20 protein-coding genes are annotated in these 21,520 nt (G+C 68.9%); 13 read left to right on the forward strand and 7 right to left on the reverse strand.

All coding sequences use genetic code 11. The features are described 5' to 3' along the window. Nucleotides 1-938 precede the first annotated feature (938 nt). Complete coding sequence (locus tag ACFV2O_RS05445; RefSeq protein WP_379250395.1) at nucleotides 939-2,651, forward strand: glycoside hydrolase domain-containing protein; 1,713 nt, start codon at nucleotides 939-941, stop codon at nucleotides 2,649-2,651. Nucleotides 2,652-2,844: 193 nt separating this feature from the next. Here ACFV2O_RS05445 and ACFV2O_RS05450 read toward each other — a convergent pair whose 3' ends face one another. Together ACFV2O_RS05450 and ACFV2O_RS05455 are read right to left on the reverse strand one after the other, a co-directional pair. Next, on the reverse strand, nucleotides 2,845-3,270 hold the full coding sequence (locus ACFV2O_RS05450; RefSeq protein ID WP_356963645.1) for an HIT family protein: 426 nt from the start codon (nucleotides 3,268-3,270) through the stop codon (nucleotides 2,845-2,847). A gap of 50 nt (nucleotides 3,271-3,320) precedes the next feature. Continuing rightward, on the reverse strand, nucleotides 3,321-3,698 hold the full coding sequence (locus ACFV2O_RS05455; RefSeq protein ID WP_356963646.1) for a PH domain-containing protein: 378 nt from the start codon (nucleotides 3,696-3,698) through the stop codon (nucleotides 3,321-3,323). Nucleotides 3,699-3,879: 181 nt separating this feature from the next. Between ACFV2O_RS05455 and purD the strand changes: the two genes are divergently transcribed. After that, the gene (gene purD, locus ACFV2O_RS05460) at nucleotides 3,880-5,151 is read left to right on the forward strand and encodes a phosphoribosylamine--glycine ligase (RefSeq protein WP_379250396.1); all 1,272 of its coding nucleotides are present in this window, start codon (nucleotides 3,880-3,882) and stop codon (nucleotides 5,149-5,151) included. 363 nt (nucleotides 5,152-5,514) lie between these two features. Here the strand turns inward: purD and ACFV2O_RS05465 are convergent, their stop codons facing one another. Next, nucleotides 5,515-6,492 carry a M23 family metallopeptidase gene (locus ACFV2O_RS05465; protein ID WP_379250397.1) on the reverse strand — a complete coding sequence of 326 codons (978 nt, stop codon included), beginning with the start codon at nucleotides 6,490-6,492 and terminating at the stop codon, nucleotides 5,515-5,517. Between the two features lie 53 nt (nucleotides 6,493-6,545). Here ACFV2O_RS05465 and ACFV2O_RS05470 point away from each other — a divergent pair, with 53 nt between their 5' ends. From ACFV2O_RS05470 to ACFV2O_RS05485, 4 genes are all read left to right on the forward strand, one after another. Then, the gene (locus ACFV2O_RS05470) at nucleotides 6,546-7,712 is read left to right on the forward strand and encodes a pyridoxal phosphate-dependent aminotransferase (protein WP_379250398.1); all 1,167 of its coding nucleotides are present in this window, start codon (nucleotides 6,546-6,548) and stop codon (nucleotides 7,710-7,712) included. 128 nt (nucleotides 7,713-7,840) lie between these two features. Next, nucleotides 7,841-8,539, forward strand: a complete 699-nt coding sequence (locus ACFV2O_RS05475; RefSeq protein WP_355076926.1) for a TetR family transcriptional regulator — start codon at nucleotides 7,841-7,843, stop codon at nucleotides 8,537-8,539. Nucleotides 8,540-8,545: 6 nt separating this feature from the next. Then, nucleotides 8,546-9,967, forward strand: a complete 1,422-nt coding sequence (gene purB, locus ACFV2O_RS05480) for an adenylosuccinate lyase (protein ID WP_379250399.1) — start codon at nucleotides 8,546-8,548, stop codon at nucleotides 9,965-9,967. Nucleotides 9,968-10,065: 98 nt separating this feature from the next. Further along, nucleotides 10,066-10,485: an HIT family protein gene (locus tag ACFV2O_RS05485; protein ID WP_379250400.1), complete on the forward strand. Its 420-nt coding sequence runs from the start codon at nucleotides 10,066-10,068 to the stop codon at nucleotides 10,483-10,485. A 132-nt stretch (nucleotides 10,486-10,617) separates the two neighbouring features. Here ACFV2O_RS05485 and ACFV2O_RS05490 read toward each other — a convergent pair whose 3' ends face one another. Further along, entirely contained in the window at nucleotides 10,618-11,706 is a 1,089-nt protein-coding gene (locus ACFV2O_RS05490) for an alkene reductase (RefSeq protein ID WP_379250401.1), read from the reverse strand. A 46-nt stretch (nucleotides 11,707-11,752) separates the two neighbouring features. Between ACFV2O_RS05490 and ACFV2O_RS05495 the strand changes: the two genes are divergently transcribed. From ACFV2O_RS05495 to ACFV2O_RS05505, 3 genes are all read left to right on the forward strand, one after another. Next, the gene (locus ACFV2O_RS05495) at nucleotides 11,753-12,124 is read left to right on the forward strand and encodes a MerR family transcriptional regulator (RefSeq protein WP_355077056.1); all 372 of its coding nucleotides are present in this window, start codon (nucleotides 11,753-11,755) and stop codon (nucleotides 12,122-12,124) included. A gap of 10 nt (nucleotides 12,125-12,134) precedes the next feature. Next, on the forward strand, nucleotides 12,135-14,303 hold the full coding sequence (locus ACFV2O_RS05500) for a S9 family peptidase (RefSeq protein ID WP_379250402.1): 2,169 nt from the start codon (nucleotides 12,135-12,137) through the stop codon (nucleotides 14,301-14,303). 144 nt (nucleotides 14,304-14,447) lie between these two features. Continuing rightward, complete coding sequence (locus tag ACFV2O_RS05505) at nucleotides 14,448-15,149, forward strand: DUF2334 domain-containing protein (RefSeq protein WP_379250403.1); 702 nt, start codon at nucleotides 14,448-14,450, stop codon at nucleotides 15,147-15,149. 121 nt (nucleotides 15,150-15,270) lie between these two features. On the opposite strand, the gene ACFV2O_RS05510 is transcribed toward ACFV2O_RS05505, so the two are convergent. Continuing rightward, nucleotides 15,271-16,662: a glutamate decarboxylase gene (locus tag ACFV2O_RS05510; RefSeq protein WP_379250404.1), complete on the reverse strand. Its 1,392-nt coding sequence runs from the start codon at nucleotides 16,660-16,662 to the stop codon at nucleotides 15,271-15,273. 193 nt (nucleotides 16,663-16,855) lie between these two features. Here ACFV2O_RS05510 and ACFV2O_RS05515 point away from each other — a divergent pair, with 193 nt between their 5' ends. After that, nucleotides 16,856-18,211: a dipeptidase gene (locus ACFV2O_RS05515; RefSeq protein WP_379250405.1), complete on the forward strand. Its 1,356-nt coding sequence runs from the start codon at nucleotides 16,856-16,858 to the stop codon at nucleotides 18,209-18,211. 2 nt (nucleotides 18,212-18,213) lie between these two features. Here ACFV2O_RS05515 and ACFV2O_RS05520 read toward each other — a convergent pair whose 3' ends face one another. Further along, the gene (locus ACFV2O_RS05520; RefSeq protein ID WP_356963656.1) at nucleotides 18,214-18,858 is read right to left on the reverse strand and encodes an MBL fold metallo-hydrolase; all 645 of its coding nucleotides are present in this window, start codon (nucleotides 18,856-18,858) and stop codon (nucleotides 18,214-18,216) included. 131 nt (nucleotides 18,859-18,989) lie between these two features. On the opposite strand from ACFV2O_RS05520, the gene purS reads away from it, so the two are divergent. Both purS and purQ read left to right on the forward strand, forming a co-directional pair. After that, nucleotides 18,990-19,226, forward strand: coding sequence for a phosphoribosylformylglycinamidine synthase subunit PurS (purS, locus tag ACFV2O_RS05525; RefSeq protein WP_195078153.1), 237 nt, complete (start codon nucleotides 18,990-18,992; stop codon nucleotides 19,224-19,226). Beyond that, a complete protein-coding gene (purQ, locus tag ACFV2O_RS05530; protein WP_379250406.1) occupies nucleotides 19,223-19,900 on the forward strand; it encodes a phosphoribosylformylglycinamidine synthase subunit PurQ in 678 nt (225 codons plus the stop codon). Before purS ends, purQ begins: the two co-directional genes overlap by 4 nt. 18 nt (nucleotides 19,901-19,918) lie before the next feature. On the opposite strand, the gene ACFV2O_RS05535 is transcribed toward purQ, so the two are convergent. Further along, the gene (locus tag ACFV2O_RS05535; RefSeq protein ID WP_355076945.1) at nucleotides 19,919-20,995 is read right to left on the reverse strand and encodes a substrate-binding domain-containing protein; all 1,077 of its coding nucleotides are present in this window, start codon (nucleotides 20,993-20,995) and stop codon (nucleotides 19,919-19,921) included. A 49-nt stretch (nucleotides 20,996-21,044) separates the two neighbouring features. Between ACFV2O_RS05535 and ACFV2O_RS05540 the strand changes: the two genes are divergently transcribed. Then, nucleotides 21,045-21,476, forward strand: a complete 432-nt coding sequence (locus ACFV2O_RS05540; RefSeq protein ID WP_379250407.1) for a MarR family winged helix-turn-helix transcriptional regulator — start codon at nucleotides 21,045-21,047, stop codon at nucleotides 21,474-21,476. Nucleotides 21,477-21,520: the final 44 nt, after the last annotated feature.

The following is a 21,520-nucleotide window of genomic DNA, read 5'->3' on the forward strand; positions in this document are numbered from 1 at the left end:
TCTGTCGCTCAGTGGTAGAGGCCGTGCTCGATGTTGTAAGCGAGCGGTCGTCAGTTCAATCCTGACAGGGGGCTCCGCAGTCGCTGCGCGTCTGTCGCTCAGTGGTAGAGGCCGTGCTCGATGTTGTAAGCGAGCGGTCGTCAGTTCAATCCTGACAGGGGGCTCCGCAGTCGCTGCGCGTCTGTAGCTCAGTGGTAGAGGCCGTGCTCGATGTTGTAAGCGAGCGGTCGTCAGTTCAATCCTGACCGGGACACCATTCGGCACCTCTGTGGTTGCAACCCGTGAGGTCTCTGCGGGGCAGGATGCCGCTCGATTCGATCGGCGGCCCCGACACCGTTCGTCGCGGTCGCGGTCGCGGTCGCGGTCGTCTCCGGCTCGAGTTCGGCTGCGTGATTCGGTCGGGCCGGGCGCTCTCGGGAGTCTCCGAGAGGGCGTCACGATCGCGGCAGGCGAGAGCCGAGGCGCACCGGGCGCACCGCTTGCGCTGGCAGTTGGACGATCTGCGGGCTGTGGCGCGGCCAGAGGGAACGATCGCGGTGGCCGCGAAAGACCTGCCGCCGAACGCGCCGATTCGAATTCGGTGCCTGCGGTGAAGAATTCGTCATCCTAGCCCGCTCCCGAGTGCTCAGCGAAAACGGCTGACCAGTTCGAGAGTGGCGGCAAACAGTTGGCAAATCTGATTACCGACTGGCGAGCATGTTTCCCGCTACGAGTCCGTTTGTAGTCTGGTGTGCGCAAATATTTCTCGTGCCGAGCATGTTCAGATCACGCGCAAACACCGGATGGGCCACAAACGGGGCATCTCGGCATACTTCGCGCACATTCGGGTGACTCTAGCTCTGTCGGGTTCTCCATCTGCCGAAAGTTGCTTCAGATGTACGAATACAACGCGTTGCCGCCGACCGTTGCGCGGGCTCGTACGACCAGGGGGGCGCGCGATGACTGAGCTGATCGACTTCTCCGCCGCGCTCATCGAGCCGCAAGCGATCAAAGACGCTGGATACGCGGGCGTCATAGGCTACTTCAGCGATTCCCGTCCTGGCACGAATTTCGGTGCGAAGCCGCTGCGGCGGGATTACTGCGACCGATTACGCGCCATCGGGCTCGAGATAGTCACCAATTACCAGTACGGCAAGGGGGAGACGTCGGACTGGAAAGGCGGTTACGACGCGGGCGTGCGCCACGCGCGGATCGCGCTCGGTTACCACCGCGCGGCCGGCGGGCCGGATTCCCGCCCGCTGTATGCCCCCGTTGACGCGAATCCGTCACTGGACGAGTGGAATTCGCTGATCGCGCCGTTTCTCCGGGGCTGGGCATCGGTCGTCGGTCTGGAATGGACCGGCATGTACGGCAACGCCCGGTGCATCGACTGGGCGCTCGAGGACGGCGTCGCCACGTGGTTCTGGCAACACAACTGGTCCGGTGATTCCTCGATCAACGGCGACCATCCCGCCGCGCACCTCCATCAGATCCGCATCGACGCCGACCGGGTCGGCGGCGTCGTCGTGGATGTCGACAAAGTCCTCGCCGCCGACTACGGCCAATGGTCGAAGGCGAATCCGAACTCAGGGGGAACAATGCAGAAGCCCGATTACGTCGAATTGGACCGGATGGGTGACTCCGCGTCCAGCCGCCACGGTGCGCGCGTCGAGAACTTCCTGCTGCATACCCAGGAAGGCAACGGAACCGCCGAAAGCTTGGCCAACTATCTGAACAACCCGGCGAACGGCGTGAGCTACCACTACACCGTCCGCGATGGCGTGGTGGTCGACGTGGTCGACACCGACCTGGCCAGCTGGTCGGTGCTGGACGCGAACTCGTTCACCATCAACCTCTGCTTCGCGGGCAGCCGCGTCGCATGGAGCCGGGACGACTGGCTGCGCATCCGCGACGATATCCGCATCGCGGCCTGGCTCGCGGTGCAGGACGCGCGCAAATACGGCTTCGACACGTATGTCATCACGCCGCCCTACCAGCGGCGCCAGGGCATCTCCGACCACAAGTACGTCACCGAGTGTCTCGGCATCGGCACGCACACCGATGTGGGACCGAATTTCCCCTGGGACGTGTTCGCCGACGACGTGCGTGGCTTCGCCACCGGCGAGCCGAGCGGATCGGAGCCGAACGCGATCAACGATTGCGCGGCGGCGAATCCGTGGCTCGGTACGCGGATCACGGCAGGGGAGATCGCGACACCCGACGGCGCGGGCCGCTTCGCCCAGTTCGAGCACGGGTACATCTATTGGCATCCGGACACCGGCGCGCACGCCATCCCGGAGACGCTGTGGGGAAAGTTCGAAGCATTGGGTTGGGAGGCAGGCCCGCTCGGCTACCCGATCACCGACCGCACCGTCGTGCACGGGGCGGACGGTCAGACGACGGGTGAGGTGCAAGGCTTCCAAGGCGGAGCGCTCTACCGGCGCCAATCGAGCGACAGCGTGTGCTGGGTGCACGGCGCGATCCGCGACCGCTGGAACCGCTCGGGCTACCAGAGCGGCCCGCTGGGCTGGCCGACGACCGACGAGATCCCCTGGGACACGGGTACCTACCAGGACTTCGAGCACGGCCGGATCTACTGGACCCCGCGCCAGACCCTGGCCACCGTCGCGGTCGGCGGAGTCGACACACCCTTGCACGACGTCGCGAGCTGACCGATGGATGCAGAAAGGTAAGGGTCGACCGCGACGAGCGGTCGGCCCTTACCAAAACCGAGGCGACGACTGATCTCGTACGAACATGGGTAACTCACGGGGTACGCCCAAAACTACGTGGCACGCAACGCAGGACCTGAACGCAAATCACGCACCACCCGACCAGTACGGCCTGAATACCCGGAGAGGCGGGCTAGCCTGGGACGTTGTCGCCGTGGCCGAGGTCGCGCAGCGCCTGCTTGATCTTGGCTTGGGCCTCGTCCAGGGACTCCGGGCTCGGGTTCGGGTCGGCGCCGGAGATGTCGAAGTCACCCAGCGAGAAGGCCGGGAACACGTGGACGTGCAAATGCGGCACTTCCAGACCGGCGATCAGCAGACCGGCGCGCGGCGCGTCCCAGGCCGCGCGCACGGCCTGGCCGATCTTCTGTGCGACGGCGGTCAACCGGGCGAGGGTGTCGGCGTCGATGTCCTGCCAGTGGTCGATCTCCTTGCGGGGCACCACGAGGGTGTGACCGGGAGTGACCGGGGCGATGGTGAGGAAACCGACGAACTCGTCGTCCTCCCAGACGAAACGGCCCGGGAGCTGACCGGCGATGATCGCGCTGAAGACAGAAGCCATGTCCCGCAGCGTAGACCGGCCCGTGTGCCCAGGCGCCGGACCGCCCCGCGCTACACCGCGACGAAATGCGACAGGATGCCCTGCACCTCGTAGATGTCCACCTGCCGGTTGAACCGCTTCAGCAGCGGCTCGTCGCCGCCCGAGATCCAGATGGCCAGCTCCGCGTCCAGATCGAAGGTGCCCGCGGTCTCCACCGAGAAGTGGGTGATCGCGCGATAGGGAACGCTGTGGTAGCTCACCTTGCGGCCGGTGACGCCCTGCTTGTCGATGAGGATCAGGCGGCGGTTCGTGAACAGCATCGCGTCGCGGACCAGCAGGTACGCGGCATAGACCTGTTCGCCGTTGCCGAGGAGCTTGGCGTACTCCTGTTGCGCCTGTCCCGGATCGATCCGGCCGGCGTTGCCCATCAGTCCGTCGATCAGACCCATCTCAGCACTTCCTTCGGGTGCTCCGGCGGCACGAGTGGTCAGGCCCCCGCTCGTGCCGGAAAGGACGACAGTGGTCGGTGTGGGCCGTGTCACGCCCCACATCCGTTGTCCCCTTTCATCATCCCCTCCGCGCGCACCGGCAGCGGCGAAGACGCCGAACGGCTCGTTTAGGCTGTCTGCCGTGCGTGTACTCGTCATCGGTTCCGGAGCCCGTGAACATGCCCTCGTCCTGGCGCTGCGCCGGGACCCCGCGGTGACCGCGCTCTTCGCCGCCCCCGGCAACGCCGGGATCGCCCAGCACGCGCAGGTCCGCCCGGTCGACCCGTGCGCCGCGGAGGACGTGGTCGCGCTGGCCACCGAGGTGGACGCCGACCTGGTGGTGATCGGCCCCGAGGTCCCGCTGGTGCTCGGCGTCGCCGACGCGCTGCGGGTGGCGGGCTTCCCGTGCTTCGGTCCGTCGGCCGCGGCCGCCCGGATCGAGGGCTCCAAGGCGTTCGCCAAGGATGTGATGGCCGCCGCGGGCGTGCGCACCGCGCACAGCGAGGTGGTGGACAACCCGGCCGAGCTGGACGACGCGCTGGACCGTTTCGGTCCTACCTGGGTGGTGAAGGACGACGGACTCGCGGCGGGCAAGGGCGTGGTGGTGACCGCCGACCGCTCCGCCGCGCGCGAGCACGGGGCCGAACTGCTCGAACAAGGCCACCCCGTGCTGCTGGAATCGTTCTTGGACGGACCGGAAGTCTCGCTGTTCTGCCTGGTCGACGGCGAGACGGTGGTTCCGCTACTGCCCGCGCAGGATCACAAGCGCGTCGGTGACGGCGACACCGGCCCCAATACCGGCGGCATGGGCGCGTACACGCCGCTGCCCTGGCTGCCCGCGCAGACCGTCACCGCGATCGTCGACGACGTGGTGAAACCCGTTGCCGCCGAATTGGTGCGGCGCGGCAGCGGCTTCTCCGGCCTGCTCTACGCGGGACTGGCGATCGGCGCGGCCGGGCCCGCCGTGGTCGAATTCAATTGCCGCTTCGGCGATCCCGAGACGCAGGCGGTGCTCGCGTTGCTGGAAAGCCCGCTCGGCGAGCTGCTGTACGCCACCGCCACCGGCACGCTGGCGCAGGTCGCTCCGCCGCGCTGGCGCGACGGCTCCGCGATCACCGTGGTGCTCGCCGCGGAGAACTACCCGGGGCGTCCGCGTCTCGGCGACGCGATCTCCGGCGCGGGCGAGGGCGCGTCCGACGAGAACGCGACGGTGCTACACGCGGGCACCACGCAGCGCGAAGACGGCGCCCTGCTCTCCGCGGGCGGGCGGGTGCTGAACGTGGTCGGCGTCGGCGCCGACCTTTCCGAGGCCCGCGCCCGCGCCTACGACCGCATCGCCGCGATCAAACTGCCGGGCAGCCATTACCGCACGGATATCGGCTTGGCCGCCGTCGAGAACCGCATCGAGGTCTGAGCGGGCGGCTCGGTCGGCGCAGGCCTTGGTGGCCGCGCAGCAGAGCCGACGGATCGGGGTCGAACCGGCTCGGTCGGCGCAGGCGCCCTGGTGGCCGTACAGCAGAGCCGACGGATCGGGGTCGAACCGGCTCGGTCGGCGCAGGCCCTGATAGCTGCCCAGCAGACGGCAGTGTGGGGCTCGAACTGCTGAGCCTGCTACTGGTCGGGCCTGGTCCGCGGCGTCGATCTCCTATGCCGCTACGCGGCCGACTGTCGGCCACACCAGCGCAGGGCCGGTCCTCGCCGCAGGTGCGTGGAACCGCTCCTGTGCCGACGGTTGCGCGTGCCCCGATGCCGCTCGAGCCACCGGGTGCGTCGCGGTTCATCCGAACGTGAGTCCGCGCACCGCCAGCCACTGCTGCGGGTCCACGTGCTGTCCGCCGACGATCACCTCGAAGTGCAGGTGCGGGCCCGTCGAGTCGCCTCGGTTGCCCATGCGGGCGATCTGCATCCCCGCGGGCACCCGCTCGCCGACCGAGACGAAGAAGTCGTACATGTGCCCGTAGACGGTGATGCTGCCGTCATCGTGGCGGATTCGCACCCACAGGCCGAAGCCCTGCGCCGGTCCCGCGTCGATGACGGTGCCGTCGGCGACCGCGTAGATCGGGGTGCCGATCGGGCCCGCGATGTCGATGCCGTTGTGGAACGTGCCCCAGCGCGAGCCGAAGCCGGAGGTGAAGACGCCGTGGGCGGGTAGAACGAAGCCCCGGCCGCCCGGCAGCATCGCCCCGGGCTGCACCGGTGCGGTTCCGGTCATCCACGGCTGCTGCGCACCGGCGACGGCGGCGGCGGCCTCGGCCTTCGCGCGTTCGAGGGTCGCGCGTGCGGCGGCCGCGACCACCGCCTGTTCGCGCAGACGCTCACCGTTGGCGATGGCGTTCAGCAACCTGGTAACCGAGGGCGGAGTGTTCTGCATCTGCGGTGGATATGCGACGGCGACGAGCTGGGCGGCGTCCGGCGCGGGCGTGCGATCGGTGACCGTCCCGGCGAACGACATGTCGCTCGCGGCGAACACCGCGGTCGCGGCGAGCCCGCCGAGCAGCACCTTGTGCTTGCGCGCCAGTCCGAGCAACGCCTCGCCGCTGGGTTTGCGGCGCCACAGGTCACGGGGATCCGGCCTGCGCCGCCACCAGGCCCGCAGGTGGCGGCGGCGCGCCCACAGCGCGCGCGGATCGAGTCTCCCGAAAAGTCGAGGTCGGGAACGTCGCGGTAGGCGCGCACGCCAGTCGCGCGGAATGACGCCTATGCCGGCTACTCCGCGCACTCGGTCGAGTCCGTCTCGTCGAGACTTATCGAGCATCGGGTAGACCATAACCGCGACTGCGCGGTGAAGCGTGCTCTACCGTCTGTCGAGTGTCCAGAGAATCTCGCCGGTCGACCATTCCACCTTTCTACGTGATGGATGTGTGGAAAGCCGCCGCGGAACGCGCCCGGACGCACGGTGATGTGCTCGTGCTCGCGGCGGGGCAGCCGTCGACGCCTGCGCCCGCGCCGGTCCTGCGCGCGACCCAACTGGCCATTCAGTCCGAATTGCTGGGCTATACCGAGACTTTCGGCATCCTGGCGATTCGGGAAGCGATCGCCGAACATCATCGGGAGACCTACGGTTATCAGGTCGATCCGGACGACGTCGTCGTGACGACCGGCTCGTCCGGCGCCTTCTCGCTGATCTTCCTCGCCGCGTTCGACCCCGGCGACACCGTCGTGGTCGCGCGTCCGGGCTATCCGGCCTACCGCAACACGCTCGCCGCGCTCGGCTGCCGCGTGCTGGAGCTGGACTGCGGCGCGCAGACCAGGTTCCAGCCCACCGTCGCCATGCTCGAAGCGCTTCCGGAGCCGCCCGCCGGTCTGGTGGTTGCCAGCCCCGCCAACCCCACCGGCACCATGATCGCTCCGGCGGAACTCGCGGCGCTGGCCCGCTGGTGCGAGGAGCACGGCACGCTGCTGATCTCCGACGAGATCTACCACGGCATCACCTATGACACGGGGCCCGACAGCGCGACCTCGTCGGCCTGGGAGACCTCACGGGAAGCGGTGGTGATCGGCTCGGTCTCCAAGTACTTCTCCATGACGGGCTGGCGGCTGGGCTGGATGCTGGTGCCGAGCGGGTTGCGCCCCGCGTTGCAGCGCCTGGCCTCGAACCTGACGGTGTGCCCGCCCGCGATCTCGCAGTACGCGGCGTTGCACGCGTTCGGCGCGGAGGCCAAGGCGGAACTCGACGGGCACGTCCGCCGGTACGCGGTGAACCGCAGGTTGCTGCTGGACGGACTGCCGAAACTGGGCATCACCGACCTCGCCCCGGCCGACGGCGCCTTCTACGCCTACGCCGACATCGGCCACCTCACCGACGACTCCCGCGCCTGGTGCGCCGACGTGCTGAACCACACCGGCGTCGCGCTCGCACCGGGAGTGGATTTCGACACCGTCAACGGACACCGAACGGTACGTTTCTCGTTTGCCGGAGCCACCGCCGACATCGAGGCGGCGCTGCTGCGTCTAGGGCACTATCTACGCGTTTGAAAGCTATGCCCGGCAAGAACTTTTCGCAGTTCGGCACCCCGGCCGCGCGGATGCGGTAAAACAACGATGGTTGCTTTTCCTCGCTGATTTCCCCTGGAAGAACTGATGACGACTGGCACGATGGCACGGTGATCACCGCGACGACCCCGAAAGGCGAACGGCGTCGCCAGGCTTTGATAGCCGCCGCTGCCGAGCTGTTGCTCGAAGGCGGATTCGAGGCGGTGCGGCATCGTTCGGTTGCGACGCGCGCTGATCTGCCTCTGGCGTCGACCACCTACTACTTCGAATCGCTGGACGACCTCATCGCGCGAGCGGTCGAGTTCAGCGGCAACGCCGAGTTGGACGCGATGCGCAGGCGCGTCGGCGAGGTGAGCCACCGCCGCCGCGGCGCGGAGGCCACCGTCGACCTGGTGCTCGACCTGCTGGTGGGCAGCGACGGGGCCGACGAGGGCGCGCGCGGGCAGCTCATCGCCCGCTACGAGCGATCGGTCGCGTCGGCGCGGCACCCGGAGCTACGCGAAGTCCAGCTACGGCTGCGGGCCCAGCTGGACGAGCTGCTGGCCGACGTGCTGCGCCGATCCGACCGGATGGTGCGGCCGGAACAGTTGCGCCGACTCGTCGCGGTGGTGGACGGAGCCGTGGTCGCCGCGCTCACCGAGATGGACCCGGAGCCCCGGCGGATGGCTCGCGGCGCGCTGCTGGAAGTGATCGACATCGTCGCGCCCCCGGCGCGGTCGGCGCCCCCGGAGGCGGCGGCATACGCGGCCGCGGACAGCCCCGTGCGTGCCACGCCCCAGCAAGTGGATCGTTACCGAGCACTAGACTGACCGGACGTGAGCATCGTCCCCAATGTCCTCGCCACCCGCTACGCCAGTCCCGGGCTGGTGCATCTGTGGTCGCCGGAGCACAAAGTCGTACTCGAGCGGCGGTTGTGGCTGGAGGTGCTGCGGGCACAGGCGGAGCTGGGCGTCGACGTGCCCGACGGGGTGATCGCCGACTACGAGCGGGTGCTCGACGAGGTGGATCTGTCCTCCATCGCCGAACGCGAGCGGGTCACCCGGCACGACGTGAAGGCGCGCATCGAGGAGTTCAACGCGCTGGCCGGGCACGAGCACGTGCACAAGGGCATGACCAGCCGCGACCTCACCGAGAACGTGGAGCAGCTGCAGATCCGGCTCTCGCTCGAGCACGTGCACGCGCACGGCGTCGCGATCGCCGCGCGACTGGCCGAGCGCGCCGCGGAATACCAGGCGTTGGTGATGGCGGGCCGCTCGCACAACGTCGCGGCGCAGGCCACCACCCTCGGCAAGCGGTTCGCCTCCGCGGCCGACGAATTGCTGATCGCGCTCACCAGGCTGCGCGAGCTGATCGACCGCTACCCGCTGCGCGGGATCAAGGGCCCGATGGGCACCGCGCAGGACATGCTCGACCTGCTCGGCGGCGACCCGGCCAAGCTCGCCCGGCTGGAGCAGCAGGTCGCCCGGCACCTGGGTTTCGCGACCGTGCTCACCAGCGTCGGCCAGGTCTACCCGCGCTCGCTGGATCACGACGTGCTGTCCACGCTGGTGCAAGTGGGCGCGGGCCCGTCCTCGTTCGCGCACACCATCCGGCTCATGGCCGGGCACGAACTGGTCACCGAGGGTTTCCAGCCCGGGCAGGTGGGCAGCTCGGCGATGCCGCACAAGATGAACACCCGCTCCTGCGAACGGGTCAACGGTCTGCAAGTGGTGCTGCGCGGTTACGCCTCGATGGCGGCCGAGCTGGCCGGTGCGCAGTGGAACGAGGGCGACGTGTTCTGCTCGGTGGTCCGCCGCGTCGCGCTGCCGGACGCGTTCTTCGCCATCGACGGGATGATGGAGACCTTCCTCACCGTGCTGGCCGAGTTCGGCGCCTACCCGGCGGTGATCGCCCGCGAACTGGACCGATACCTGCCGTTCCTCGCCACCACCCGCATCCTCATGGCAGCCGTCCGGACCGGTGTCGGCCGCGAGACGGCGCACGAGGTGATCAAGGAGCACGCCGTCGCGGTTGCCTTGGCCATGCGCGAGCAGGGCCGCGAACCCGACCTCCTGGACCGCCTCGCCGCCGACCCGCGCCTCCCGCTCGACCGCCCCGCCCTCGACGCGGCGCTGTCCGACAAGTCCGTCTTCGTCGGCGCCGCCGAAGCCCAGGTCGCCGACGTGATCGGCCAGGTGCAAAAACTCGTCGACCGGTACCCGGACGCGGCCCGATACTCGCCGTCACCGATCCTCTAGCGGACTGCGCCTTTCGCGGCGAATCCTTCGTCGCGCGGGCGGGAACCGGAAGGGATTGCGTAGCACGAAGACACAGACGACCGCATAGGCTGCGAGTCGTGAATCCCTACACGATTTTCGCCGATATCGTCGCCGGGCGAGCGCCGTCGAGCAAGGTCTACGAAGATGACGATGTTCTGGCGTTCATGGACATTCTGCCGATGACGCCGGGGCATCTGCTGGTGGTGCCGAAGGTGGCGGCGCGCAGTCTGGCAGAGCTCGATCCGGTCGTCGGGGGGAAGTTGTTCCAGGTGGGTCAGCGGCTCGCGGCGGCGTTGCGGGCCAGTGAGGTGGGGTGCGACGGGGTGAATTTCTTTCTGGCGGATGGGGTTACCGCCGGGCAAGAGGTATTCCACGTCCACTTGCACGTAATCCCTCGCACGCCGGGCGACGGGTTCGGCTTGCGCGGCCGCCCGACCAGTCCGCGGCGGGAGGATCTGGACTACCTGGCCTCCTCGATCCGCGGCGCGCTGGGCTGAGCTCGCCGCCGCTCGGCTCATGGTCGGCGATCATCGCCGAGGCGTCATCGATCGGCGCGGTGATGCCCCGGCCTCTCGGGTTTTCGCGGGACGCGAGGAATCGGCCGCGCCCGCGTTTCCCGTAGTGACGAGTCAGTCGCGCACCAGTTCGGCCGCGGTCCAGTTCGGATAGTCGCTGTAGCCCTCGGCGGTGCGGCCGTACAGGTACTCCTCGCGGATGGGAGCCAGCGGCAGGTCATGGCGAATGCGGTGCACGAGATCGGGATTCGAGATGAACTGCCTGCCGAAGGAAACCAGGTCGGCGTGACCGGCGCGCAGCACCTGTTCCGCGCCCGCCGCCGTGGTCGGCTCGCGGTTCTCGCCGATGTTCGCGATGAGCGTGCCGTGCCAGCGCGGCCGCAGGTCGGCCAGCGCCGGGTAGCGGTCGTTGTCGGTCAGGTGCAGGTAGGCCAACTCGCGCCGATCGAGCTCGCTGACGAGTGCGCGGTAGAGCGGGGCCGGGTCCGCCTCGTACATGTTGAACTGGGGATTACCCGGCGAGAGCCGGATGGCGGTGCGGTGCGCGCCGATGGCCTCGCTCACCGCGTCCACCACCGCGAGGGGCAGCCGCATGCGGTTGGCGATCGAACCGCCGTATTCGTCGTCGCGCAGGTTGGTGTTGTCGGCGAGGAATTGGTGCAGCAGATAGCTGTTCGCGCCGTGGATCTCGACGCCGTCGAAGCCCGCTGCCACGGCATTGCGCGCGGCGGCGGCGTAGTGCTCGATCGTGGCCTCGATATCCGCGCGATCGAGTTCGGCGGGAGTGATCGGATCGGCCTTGCCGCCGTCGATCAGGTGCACTCTGTCGTCGTCCAGCACCGCCGACGGTCCGGCGGGCCAGGATCCATCGATCCGGGCGAGCGGATGACCCTTGCGCCCGCCGTGCATGAGCTGCGCGAAGATCCGTCCGCCGCGCGTGTGCACCGCCTCGGTGACCCGGCGCCACGCCGCGACGTGCGCGGGCGTCTGCAAGCCGGGCACCCACGCTTCGCTCTGGCCGGTCGAATGCGGCCAGATGCCCTCGGTGATGATGAGTCCCGCCGTGGCGCGCTGGGCGTAGTAGGCGGCGACGTCCGCCGTCGGCGAGCCGTCGGGCAGCGAGCGGAGCCGGGTCATCGGCGCCATGACGATCCGGTTGGGGAGGTCGAGCGGGTGGTTGCGGTATTCGGTCAACAGCAGCATGGCTGTACCGTAAAACCTGACATTGATGTTAGGTCAAGGAGCGATGGTGCGGATCGGTGAACTCGCCGAGCGGACCGGCGTGAGCGTCCGGTCGCTGCGGTACTACGAGACGAAGGGACTACTGGCCTCGGAGCGGACCTCCGGCGGGCAGCGAGAGTACGCGGAGGCGGCGGTCGACCGCGTCCGGCGCATCCAGCAGATGTTCGCCGCCGGCCTGCACAGCGACACGATCGGCGAACTGCTGCCGTGCATCCACGACGTCGACGGCACGCCCAACGCCAGGGCGACGCCGTTCCTGGTGGAAAAGCTCACCGAGGAGCGCGCCAGGATCGATCAGGCGATGCGCGATCTGCGCCGGACCGGTGACGTGCTCGACGGCATCATCCAGGCGGCGGGCGGCGAGGCATCCGAACAGTAGGGTGGACGCCATGGCTCTCGACAGCGGAACGATCTCCGAACCCGGTAGCGGCGCGGTGGCGCCGCCGGTCGCCAAGACGGTGCCCACCGAGCGGGTGCACCACGGCGACGTGTTCGTCGACGAGTACGAGTGGCTGCGGGACAAGGACAACCCCGACGTCATCGCCTACCTGGAGGCGGAGAACGCTTACACCGAGGCGCAGACCGAGCACCTGAGCACGCTGCGCGAGACGATCTTCGACGAGATCAAAGCGCGCACGCAGGAGACCGATCTGTCGGTGCCAACCCGGCTGGGCGACTACTGGTACTACTCGCGCAGCTTCGAGGGCAAGCAGTACGGCGTGCACTGCCGGTGCCCGATCGCGGCGAGCGCCGAAGGCATCGACGCGTGGACTCCGCCGCAGCTGAACGCCGAGACCGAGGTCCCGGGCGAAGAGGTGCTGCTCGACAGCAACGAACTGGCCGAAGGACACGATTTCTTCTCGCTCGGCGCGTTCTCGATCAGCCACGACGGCACGCTGCTCGCCTACTCGGTGGACAACGTCGGTGACGAGCGGTACGTGCTGCGCTTCAAGGACCTGCGCACCGGCGAACTGCTCGGCGACGAGATCGCGGGCACCGCTCCGGGCGCGACCTGGTCGCTGGACGGTAGCCACGTCTTCTACCAGACCGTCGACGAGTCGTGGCGGCCCGATACGGTGTGGCGGCACCGGCTCGGCGCCACCGATCCCGACGTCAAAGTGTTCCACGAACCCGACGAGCGCTATTGGGTCAGCATCGGCGCGAGCCGCTCGGAGAAATACCTGATGATCTGGGTCGGCTCCAAGATCACCAGCGAGGGCTGGGTCCTCGAGTCCGACGATCCCGAGGGCGAGTTCCGTGTGCTGCTGCCGCGCCGCGAGGGCGTCGAGTACTCCGCCGAGCACGCGGTGATCGGCGGCGAGCATCGCTTCCTGATCCTGCACAACGACGTGGTCGACGGCGTCAAGGCGGAGAACTTCGTGCTCGCCGAGGCCCCGGTGGACGACCCGTCGAACCTCACCCAGCTGATCGGCCATCGCGAGGACGTGCGGCTGGAGGATATCGACGCGTTCCGCGACCACCTGGTGCTCAGCTACCGGCGCGAGGCGCTCACCCGGATCGCGGTGTGGCCGCTGACCGACTCCGGTTACGGCGAGCGCCGCGAACTCGACTTCGATCTGGAACTCTTCGCGGTCGGCGTCGGCTCCAACCCGGAGTGGGCGCAGCCGACCCTGCGCATCGGTGTGACGTCGTTCATCACGCCGATGCAGGTGTTCGACTACGTCCCGGTCACCGGTGAGCTGCTGTTGCGCAAGGAACAGCCCGTGCTCGGCGGCTACGACGCGAACGAGTACGAGCAGCACCGGGATTGGGCCGTGGCCGAGGACGGCACCCGGATTCCGATCTCGCTCGTGCGGAAGAAGACGACCGCCGACGGGCCGAAGCCGCTGCTGCTGTACGGCTACGGCTCCTACGAGGCGAGCATCGACCCGTCCTTCTCGGTTGCCCGATTGTCGCTGCTGGATCGCGGCATGGTCTTCGCGGTCGCGCACGTGCGCGGCGGCGGCGAGATGGGCAGGCTCTGGTACGAGCACGGCAAGACGCTCACCAAGAAGAACACCTTCACCGACTTCGTCTCCGCCGCACGGCATCTCGTCGACACCGGGGTCACGGCCCCGGACCGGTTGGTCGCCGACGGCGGCAGTGCGGGCGGCTTGCTGGTCGGCGCGGTGGCGAACCTGGCTCCCGAACTGTTCACGGGCATCCTGGCGAACGTCCCGTTCGTCGATCCGCTCACCTCCATCCTCGATCCGTCGCTCCCGCTCACCGTGATCGAGTGGGACGAATGGGGGAATCCGCTCGCCGACGAGGACGTCTACGCGTACATGAAGTCCTACTCGCCGTACGAGAACGTCGAGGCCAAGGACTATCCGGCGATCCTGGCCATCACCAGCCTGAACGACACCCGCGTGCTCTACGTCGAGCCCGCGAAGTGGATCGCCAAGCTGCGCGCCACCGCGACCGGTGATGCGCCGCTGTTGCTGAAGACGGAGATGAGCGCGGGCCACGGCGGGGTCAGTGGGCGCTACGAGAAATGGCGGGAAGTGGCCTTCGAGCACGCTTGGATTCTGGACACGCTCGGTCTCGCAGGCGCGTAGCGCACCGGCGCGCCGACGCCCGCCATCGGGTGGCATCGGCGCGCCGACCGCGGGGCGACCACTCGGCACAGGCGTGGCGGAGTGTTCGCCACGTGGTCATACACTCTGCACATCACGGACACGTGCGGCTGGCACCGTGGGGTCATGAACGCTGAGTTGATCGTGTCGATTTCCGGGATCAGGGACACCACCCGGGACACGGCGATCGAATTCGCCGAAGAGATGGATCGGCGCGGCGTGCCGCTCTCGCTGCTGGTCGCGCCGCGGCTGAAGGGCAAATACCGGCTGCTGGCGGATCCCGCGACGCAGGCCTGGCTGCGCGGCAGGCGGGCTCGCGGCGACGCGATCGTGCTGCACGGCTACGACCAGGCGGCCACCAAGCGGCGGCGCGCCGAGTTCGCCACGCTGCCCGGCCACGAGGCGCGGCTGCGGCTGACCGCCGCGGACCGGGTGCTGGAGCAGGCAGACCTGCGCACCCGGCTGTTCGCCGCTCCCCGCTGGGATGCCTCGACGGGGGCGCTCGAGGCGCTGCCAGGAGCCGGTTTCCGGCTGGCGCTCGGCCTCACGTCGATCGTCGACCTGGAGCGCAACACGGCGCAGAAGGCCAGGGTGTACGGCATCGGCGAGGGTTTCCGCGCGGAACCGTGGTGGTGCCGCGCCCTGGTCATGGGCGCCGCGCGCACCGCCCGTCGCGGCGGGGTGCTGCGGCTGGCCGTGTCCGCCGCCCAGCTGGGGCGGTCCGGCCCGCGCCAAGCCGTGCTCGACGCCGTCGACCTCGCGCTGTTCCACGGCGCGGTGGGGGCCACCTACCGGTGGGAGCCCTTCGCGGCGGCTCGGGCCGCATGACTGACGCCGCGGGCGACGGTGGGTCGGCTCCGTCGCCCGCGGCCGGTCGGGACCGCCTTCGCGCGACCGATCGGCGCCGCCGCCCGCGAATGGCGTAGCCGGGCGGCGGCGCTGTCATTGCTCAGGACGCGGCGATCGATGGCTTCGCTACGGCGGGCGCCGCGTCGTGTGTGAATCCGCCCGCCTCGGCGCGCGTGAGCGAGGTCGAGAACGGCCGCTGCCGCAGCTGCCGCATGCAGCGGTCGAGGTCCGCGAGCAGCAGGTCGGCCATGTCGATGGTGAAGCCGTGGCGCAGCACCGCCCGCATCACCGTCTCGTCGTTCCGGTCGGCGGGCAGCGGATAGGCGGCGATCAGCCAGCCTCGGGCACGCAGCCGGTCGGACAGGTCGTAGAGGTTGAAGCCGGGATCGCCGGTCAGACGCCAGCACACCGCCGTGATGCCGCGTTGCGGGTCGCCGTCGTGGATCAGTTCGAAGACCCCGAGCCCGCGCACTCCCGCGGCCAAGTGCTGCGCCGCGCGGTAGATCGCGGACTGCACCCGCGCGTAGCCGGTGCGCCCCAGCCGGATGAACTGGTAGTACTGCGTGATCGCCTGCCCGCCGGGCCGGGAGAAGTTCAGGTTGAAGGTGGCCATGCTGCCGCCGAGGTAGTCGACGTCGAAGATCAACTCCTCCGGCAGGTCGCCGGCTTCGCGCCAGATCGCCCAGCCCGCGCCGAGTGGGGCCAACCCGGTCTTGTGGCCGGAGGCGTTGATCGACTTGACCCTGGGCAGCCGGAAATCCCAGACCAGATCCGGTGCGGCGAACGGGGCCAGGAAGCCGCCGCTGGCCGCGTCGACGTGAATGGGGATGTCCAGGCCCTTCTCGCGCTGCAAGCCGTCGAGCGCCGCGCTGATCCCGGCGACATCCTCGAACAGGCCGGTGTAGGTCTGCCCGAAGGTGGGCACGACCATCATGGTGTTCGCGTCGCAGTACTGGGCGAGGTCGTCGGGGTGCATGGTGAGCCGCTCGCCACGTAGCGGAATCTGGCGGATCTCGACATCGAAATAGCGCGCGAATTTCTCCCAGCACACCTGGACCGGTCCACAGACGAAGTTGGGCGTCCCCGTGCCGCCGCGCTTGCGCCAGCGGAATTTCGCCGCCAAGCCGCCGAGCATGGCCGCCTCGCTGGATCCGGTGGTCGAGGTGCCGTGCGTGACGGCCGGATCCGGCGCGTGCCACAGATCGGCGACCATCCGGACGGCTCGGCGCTCCAGTTCGGCGGTCTGCGGATACTCGTCCTTGTCGACGATGTTCTTGTCCAGGCATTCGGACATCAGCCTGCGCGCCTGGTCGTCCACCCAGGTGGTGCAGAACGTGGCCAGGTTCATCCTGGAGACGCCGTCGAGCATCAGTTCGTCGTGCACGATCTCGTAGGCGACCTGAGGGAACATCTCGTGCGCGGGGAATCCGGACCGGGGCGCGGACCGGCTGAGCCCCGGCAGGGCGAACAGGTCATCGGCTGCTTCGGACATGAGAACGGCCTCCCGATTAGACGTTGTGCGGGTGTGCCTGCCGAGGATGCCGACAGTTAGCCAACGCCCTCGACGCTCAGCTTGGCACACCCTTTCCACCATCGGGCGCACTTCCCGCTTCCGCGCGCGGACCGTCCGAACACCCGGTCGGCGGCGCGAACTCCGCCCGAGGAACGGGGGATAGGGTGGGGGAATGGCGGAGGATGTGCGGGTGGCGGAATTGCGCGGTGCCGTGGCCGGATTGATGGACCAGGCGAAAACCGATTTGGCGCAGCTTGTTTCGTTCCAATCGGTGGCCGATCCACGGCAGTATCCGATCGAGGAGTGCGACATGGCGGCCCAGTGGGTGGCGGACGCGTTCGTCGCCGCCGGGCTGACCACGGTCGGCTTACACGAAACGCCGGACGGCACCAAGGCGGTCGTCGCGTCCCGGCCTGCCCCCGACGGCGCGCCCACGGTGTTGCTCTACTGTCACTACGACGTTCAGCCCCCGATGGACGAGGCGGCGTGGCGCACCCCGCCGTGGGAACTGACCGAGCGCGACGGGCGCTGGTACGGACGCGGCAGCGCCGACTGCAAGGGCAACATCGTCATGCACCTGACGGCGTTGCGCGCGCTCGGCCCGGATCTGCCGTTGGGGGTGACTGTCGTCGCCGAAGGTTCCGAGGAGCAGAGCACCGGAGGACTGGAGCGCTTCGTCGAGGCCAATCCGGAGCTGCTGCACGCGGACGCGATCGTGGTCGGCGACTGCGGCAACTTCGCCGCAGGTGTGCCGACCCTGACCCAGACGTTGCGCGGCGGCGTGAACGTGGTGGTCGCCATCGAAACGCTCGCCAGCCCTTTGCATTCCGGCATGTTCGGCGGCCCCGCCCCGGATGCGCTGGCCGCGCTGATCCGCTTGCTGGCCTCGCTGCGCGACGAGCGGGGCAACACCACCATCGACGGGTTGTCGAACGATCAGGTCTGGCCGGGGGTCCAGTACCCGAGCGAGCAGTTCCACGCCGACGCGCGCGTCCTGCGCGACGTCGAACTCATCGGCGACGGCACCGTCGCCGACATGCTCTGGGCGCGACCGGCGCTGACCGTGCTCGGCATCGACGCGCCGCCGGTGGTCGGGTCGGCCGCCGCGATCCCCGCGACCGCGCGGGCCCGCCTCAACCTGCGTATTCCGCCCGGCACCGATCCGGAAGACGCGTACCAGGCGCTGCTCGCGCATCTCGAGGCCAACACGCCGTGGCGCGCCAGGCTGACCGTCGAACTGGAAGGCACCGCAGCGCCGTTCCGTTCCTCGACCGGCGGACCCGCGCGCGCCGCGATGGAAGCGGCGCTGGCCGCGTCCTACGGCCGCCCGGCGACCACCCAGGGGCAGGGCGGCTCGATTCCGCTGTGCAACGTCTTCGCCACCACCTATCCGGAGGCGGAGATCATGCTGATGGGTGTCGAGGAGCCGAAGTCATTGATCCACGCGCCCAACGAGAGCGTGGATCCGAAGGAGATCGAACACATGGCGCTGGCCGAGGCGATATTCCTCGCCACCTACGCCGGGTAGCGCTACAGATCGGTGTCTTTCTCCGCCTCGAGCACCCGGAATTCGGTTCCGGCCGGGGCCATCTCCGACAGCCTGCCGAAATAGATGCCCTGGGCCTCCTCCCGGATGATGCCGTAGTGGATGGGCAGCGCCACACGCGGAGCGACCGCGCGGAGGTAATCGACGGCTTCGCTGATCCGCATCCAGGGCGCGGCGGCCGGAGCGGCGAGCACGCCGACCGGGACCGGCGGCACCCACAGCGAGTCGCCGGGGTGGACGAGCTGGGCCGGGTCGTCGGCGGTGCCCAGCTGGAAGACGGTGTTGTCGATCACGGGGATCTCCGGATGGATGACCGCGTGCCTGCCCCCGCCGCCGGTGATCCGGAGATCGCCGAGGGTCAGCACGTTGCCCGCGTGCACCGCCTCCCACCGTTCGCCGCGCTGCTCGGCGGTCTGCGGGTCCGACAGCAACCGTGCGCCGGGGTTCGCGTCGATCAGCGCCTCGATCCGGTTCGGGTCGATGTGGTCGGGATGCTGATGGGTGACCGCGATCGCGTCCAGGCCGGTGAGGCCCTCGAAGCCGTGCGAGAAGGTGCCCGGATCGAACAGGATCTTCTTGCCGTGCAGCTCGACGAGGAGGCAGGAATGACCGAAGTGGGCTATGCGCATGCCGCCATGCTAACCACGCCGGGTGTGTTCTCCACGACAGCGCCACGGTCTCGGCCGACCCCGCGGATGACGCACGCGACCAGCACAACTACGCTGCTGAGGTAACCCCCCAACCACATGAGGAGCAACGCGTGGCACGAGTCGTGGTCGAGGTGATGCCGAAGGCCGAGATCCTGGATCCGCAGGGGCAGGCCATCGTCGGCGCACTCCCGCGTCTGGGATTCGAGGGCATCTCGGACGTGCGGCAGGGCAAGCGATTCGAACTCGACGTCGACGACAGCGTCGACGACGCGGCGCTCGAGCAGATCGCCGAATCGCTGTTGTGCAACACGGTGATCGAGGAGTGGAAGGTGGTTCGCGTCTCATGACCGCGCGCATCGGGGTCATCACGTTCCCCGGCACGCTCGACGACATCGACGCGGCCAGGGCGGTGCGTCTGGCCGGCGCCGAGGCGGTCGACCTGTGGCATGCCGACGCCGACCTGAAGGGCGTCGACGCGGTGATCGTGCCCGGCGGCTTCTCCTACGGCGACTACCTGCGTGCGGGCGCCATCGCCCGTTTCGCCCCGGTGATGGGCGAGGTCGTGCGAGCGGCGGGCTCCGGGCTGCCGGTGCTCGGCATCTGCAACGGCTTCCAGGTGCTGTGCGAGGCCGGCCTGCTGCCCGGCGCGCTGACCCGCAACGAGGGGCTGCACTTCATCTGCCGCGACGAGTGGCTCACCGTGGAGTCGGCGTCGACCGCGTGGACCTCCCGCTTCGAGACGGGCGCGCAGATCCTCGTCCCGCTCAAGTCCGGGGAGGGGCGCTACCAGGCGTCGGAGGCCGTGCTGGACCAGCTCGAAGGCGAGGGCCGCGTGGTCTTCCGCTACGCGAGCGACAACCCGAACGGCTCGCAGCGTGGTATCGCGGGTATCGCCTCGGCCAACGGTCGCGTCGTCGGCCTGATGCCGCATCCCGAACACGCCACCGAGCCGCTGACCGGCCCCAGCGACGACGGGCTCGGCCTGTTCCTCTCGGTGCTGGACACGCTGGTCGGGGTGTGATCGTCCCGCGGCGTCGGGTCAGCTGATCCGGTCGACGATCTCGAAGTCGACGCCGTTCGCGCGGGCGATGTAGCCGTGCTGAATCGCCTGATTGCCTCGGAAACCCCTGATTCCGGAAGGGGTTTCGAGGTGCAGGCCGTGGTCGAGGGCGTCGAGGATCTCCGGCACCTCCAGTGATCCGACCGTCCGCGCGAGCGCGCCCAGCGTGTGGACGGCTTCGTAGGTGGCGTTGCTGAAACTGGTCAGCGCGGGAGCGAACGCGCCGTGCCGCGCGCGATAGCGGGTCATCCGGTCGCGTCCGTCGGACATACGGTCGTCGAGGAAGAAGCTGGATGCCACGAAGAAGTCGTGGTTCGCCTCCGCACCCGCTGCCAACAGCACGTTTTCGTCGGCGGCCGGACTCACCCGCAATTGCGTCGCGGCGCGGCCACTGGCCGCGTACTGCCGGTTGAAGCGGGCGACATCGGCGCCGACCATCAGGATCACCACGGCGTCGGCCAAGTCCAGCGCCGGATGGGCGAGGAAGTCCGCGAAATCCGCGTATCCCAGTGGCACATACCTTTCCAGCACGATCGCGGCCGGGTCGGACAGGCTTTCCCGAATCGCCTTGGCGGACCGGCGCGGCCAGATGTAATCGTTGCCGATGACGGCCCAGCGCCGCACGCCGTACTCGCGTTCGAGCCAGTGCACGGCGGCCACGGTCTGTCCGGCCGGGTGCTCGCCGAGCATCAGCACGCCGGGTAGCTCGTCGGTCAGTCCCTCGTGGCTGGTGGCGTACAGGTACGGCACCCGGCCCGCACCGGCTCGCGCCACGGCCCGCCGCACCGCGGAGGTGTGCCAGCCGGTGATGGCGTGCACCATGCCGGTGGCCAGCAGGGCGGAGACCTCGGCGGCCACCTCGTGCGGCGACCGTCCCCCGTCGATATTCGTAGTACGAATTTCCCGCCCTAGAATTCCCGCGCCTCGGTTGATTTCGTCGACCGCGAGCGATATCGCCGCATCGCAGGACGGCGCGACGATACCCCCAGGTCCCTGCCGTGGCACTATGTTCAGGACCTCGATCGTGCCGTCGGGGCTCTCGATCGGCGTCGACATTCGGTACTCTTCTTCTCGTTCGAACGGAATTCACGGCAGGCGGGAAATAATGACGTCCATTGTAAGCGGAAATTCGACGCTGCATGGCGCGCTGCGTGCCGCGGAGCGCGGTTGGGTACGGAATTTGGACGCGGCGCTGTGCGCCAGGCAGCTCTCGCCGGATCAGTGGTCGATGCTGTCGAATCTGTGCGGCGACGCGGGTATCACGATGACCGAGCTGGCGGCCAAATCGCAGCTCGCGCCGTCCTCTGCCACCAGGCATGCCGACTATCTGGCCGAGCGCGGCCTGATCTTCCGGCTCGCCGCGCAGGACGATCGGCGCCGCATCCTGATCGGCCTGAGCAGGCTCGGCGCCGACTTGGTCGGCGAGGTGCGCGCGGAGGAGGCGCGCGCCGAGCAGGAGTTGCGCGGGCGAATCGGCGCACGCCGATATACCGAACTCATGCGATTGCTCGACCTGGTTTCCATCGCCTCGGAGTAAATACTCCGGCGTACCGGACATTCGTCCGATGAATGCCGCGTACG

This window comes from Nocardia sp. NPDC059691 (assembly GCF_042733915.1).
Lineage (GTDB): Bacteria > Actinomycetota > Actinomycetes > Mycobacteriales > Mycobacteriaceae > Nocardia > Nocardia sichangensis.

Coding starts and splice junctions, on each gene's coding strand:
- ACFV2O_RS05445 (WP_379250395.1), top strand. CDS start 939: ATGACTGAGCTGATCGACTTCTCCGCCGCGCTCATCGAGCCGCAAGCG.
- ACFV2O_RS05450 (WP_356963645.1), bottom strand. CDS start 3,270: ATGGCTTCTGTCTTCAGCGCGATCATCGCCGGTCAGCTCCCGGGCCGT.
- ACFV2O_RS05455 (WP_356963646.1), bottom strand. CDS start 3,698: ATGGGTCTGATCGACGGACTGATGGGCAACGCCGGCCGGATCGATCCG.
- ACFV2O_RS05465 (WP_379250397.1), bottom strand. CDS start 6,492: ATGCTCGATAAGTCTCGACGAGACGGACTCGACCGAGTGCGCGGAGTA.
- ACFV2O_RS05490 (WP_379250401.1), bottom strand. CDS start 11,706: ATGCTGCTGTTGACCGAATACCGCAACCACCCGCTCGACCTCCCCAAC.
- ACFV2O_RS05500 (WP_379250402.1), top strand. CDS start 12,135: ATGGCTCTCGACAGCGGAACGATCTCCGAACCCGGTAGCGGCGCGGTG.
- ACFV2O_RS05505 (WP_379250403.1), top strand. CDS start 14,448: ATGAACGCTGAGTTGATCGTGTCGATTTCCGGGATCAGGGACACCACC.
- ACFV2O_RS05510 (WP_379250404.1), bottom strand. CDS start 16,662: ATGTCCGAAGCAGCCGATGACCTGTTCGCCCTGCCGGGGCTCAGCCGG.
- ACFV2O_RS05515 (WP_379250405.1), top strand. CDS start 16,856: ATGGCGGAGGATGTGCGGGTGGCGGAATTGCGCGGTGCCGTGGCCGGA.
- ACFV2O_RS05520 (WP_356963656.1), bottom strand. CDS start 18,858: ATGCGCATAGCCCACTTCGGTCATTCCTGCCTCCTCGTCGAGCTGCAC.
- purQ (WP_379250406.1), top strand. CDS start 19,223: ATGACCGCGCGCATCGGGGTCATCACGTTCCCCGGCACGCTCGACGAC.
- ACFV2O_RS05535 (WP_355076945.1), bottom strand. CDS start 20,995: ATGTCGACGCCGATCGAGAGCCCCGACGGCACGATCGAGGTCCTGAAC.
- ACFV2O_RS05540 (WP_379250407.1), top strand. CDS start 21,045: ATGACGTCCATTGTAAGCGGAAATTCGACGCTGCATGGCGCGCTGCGT.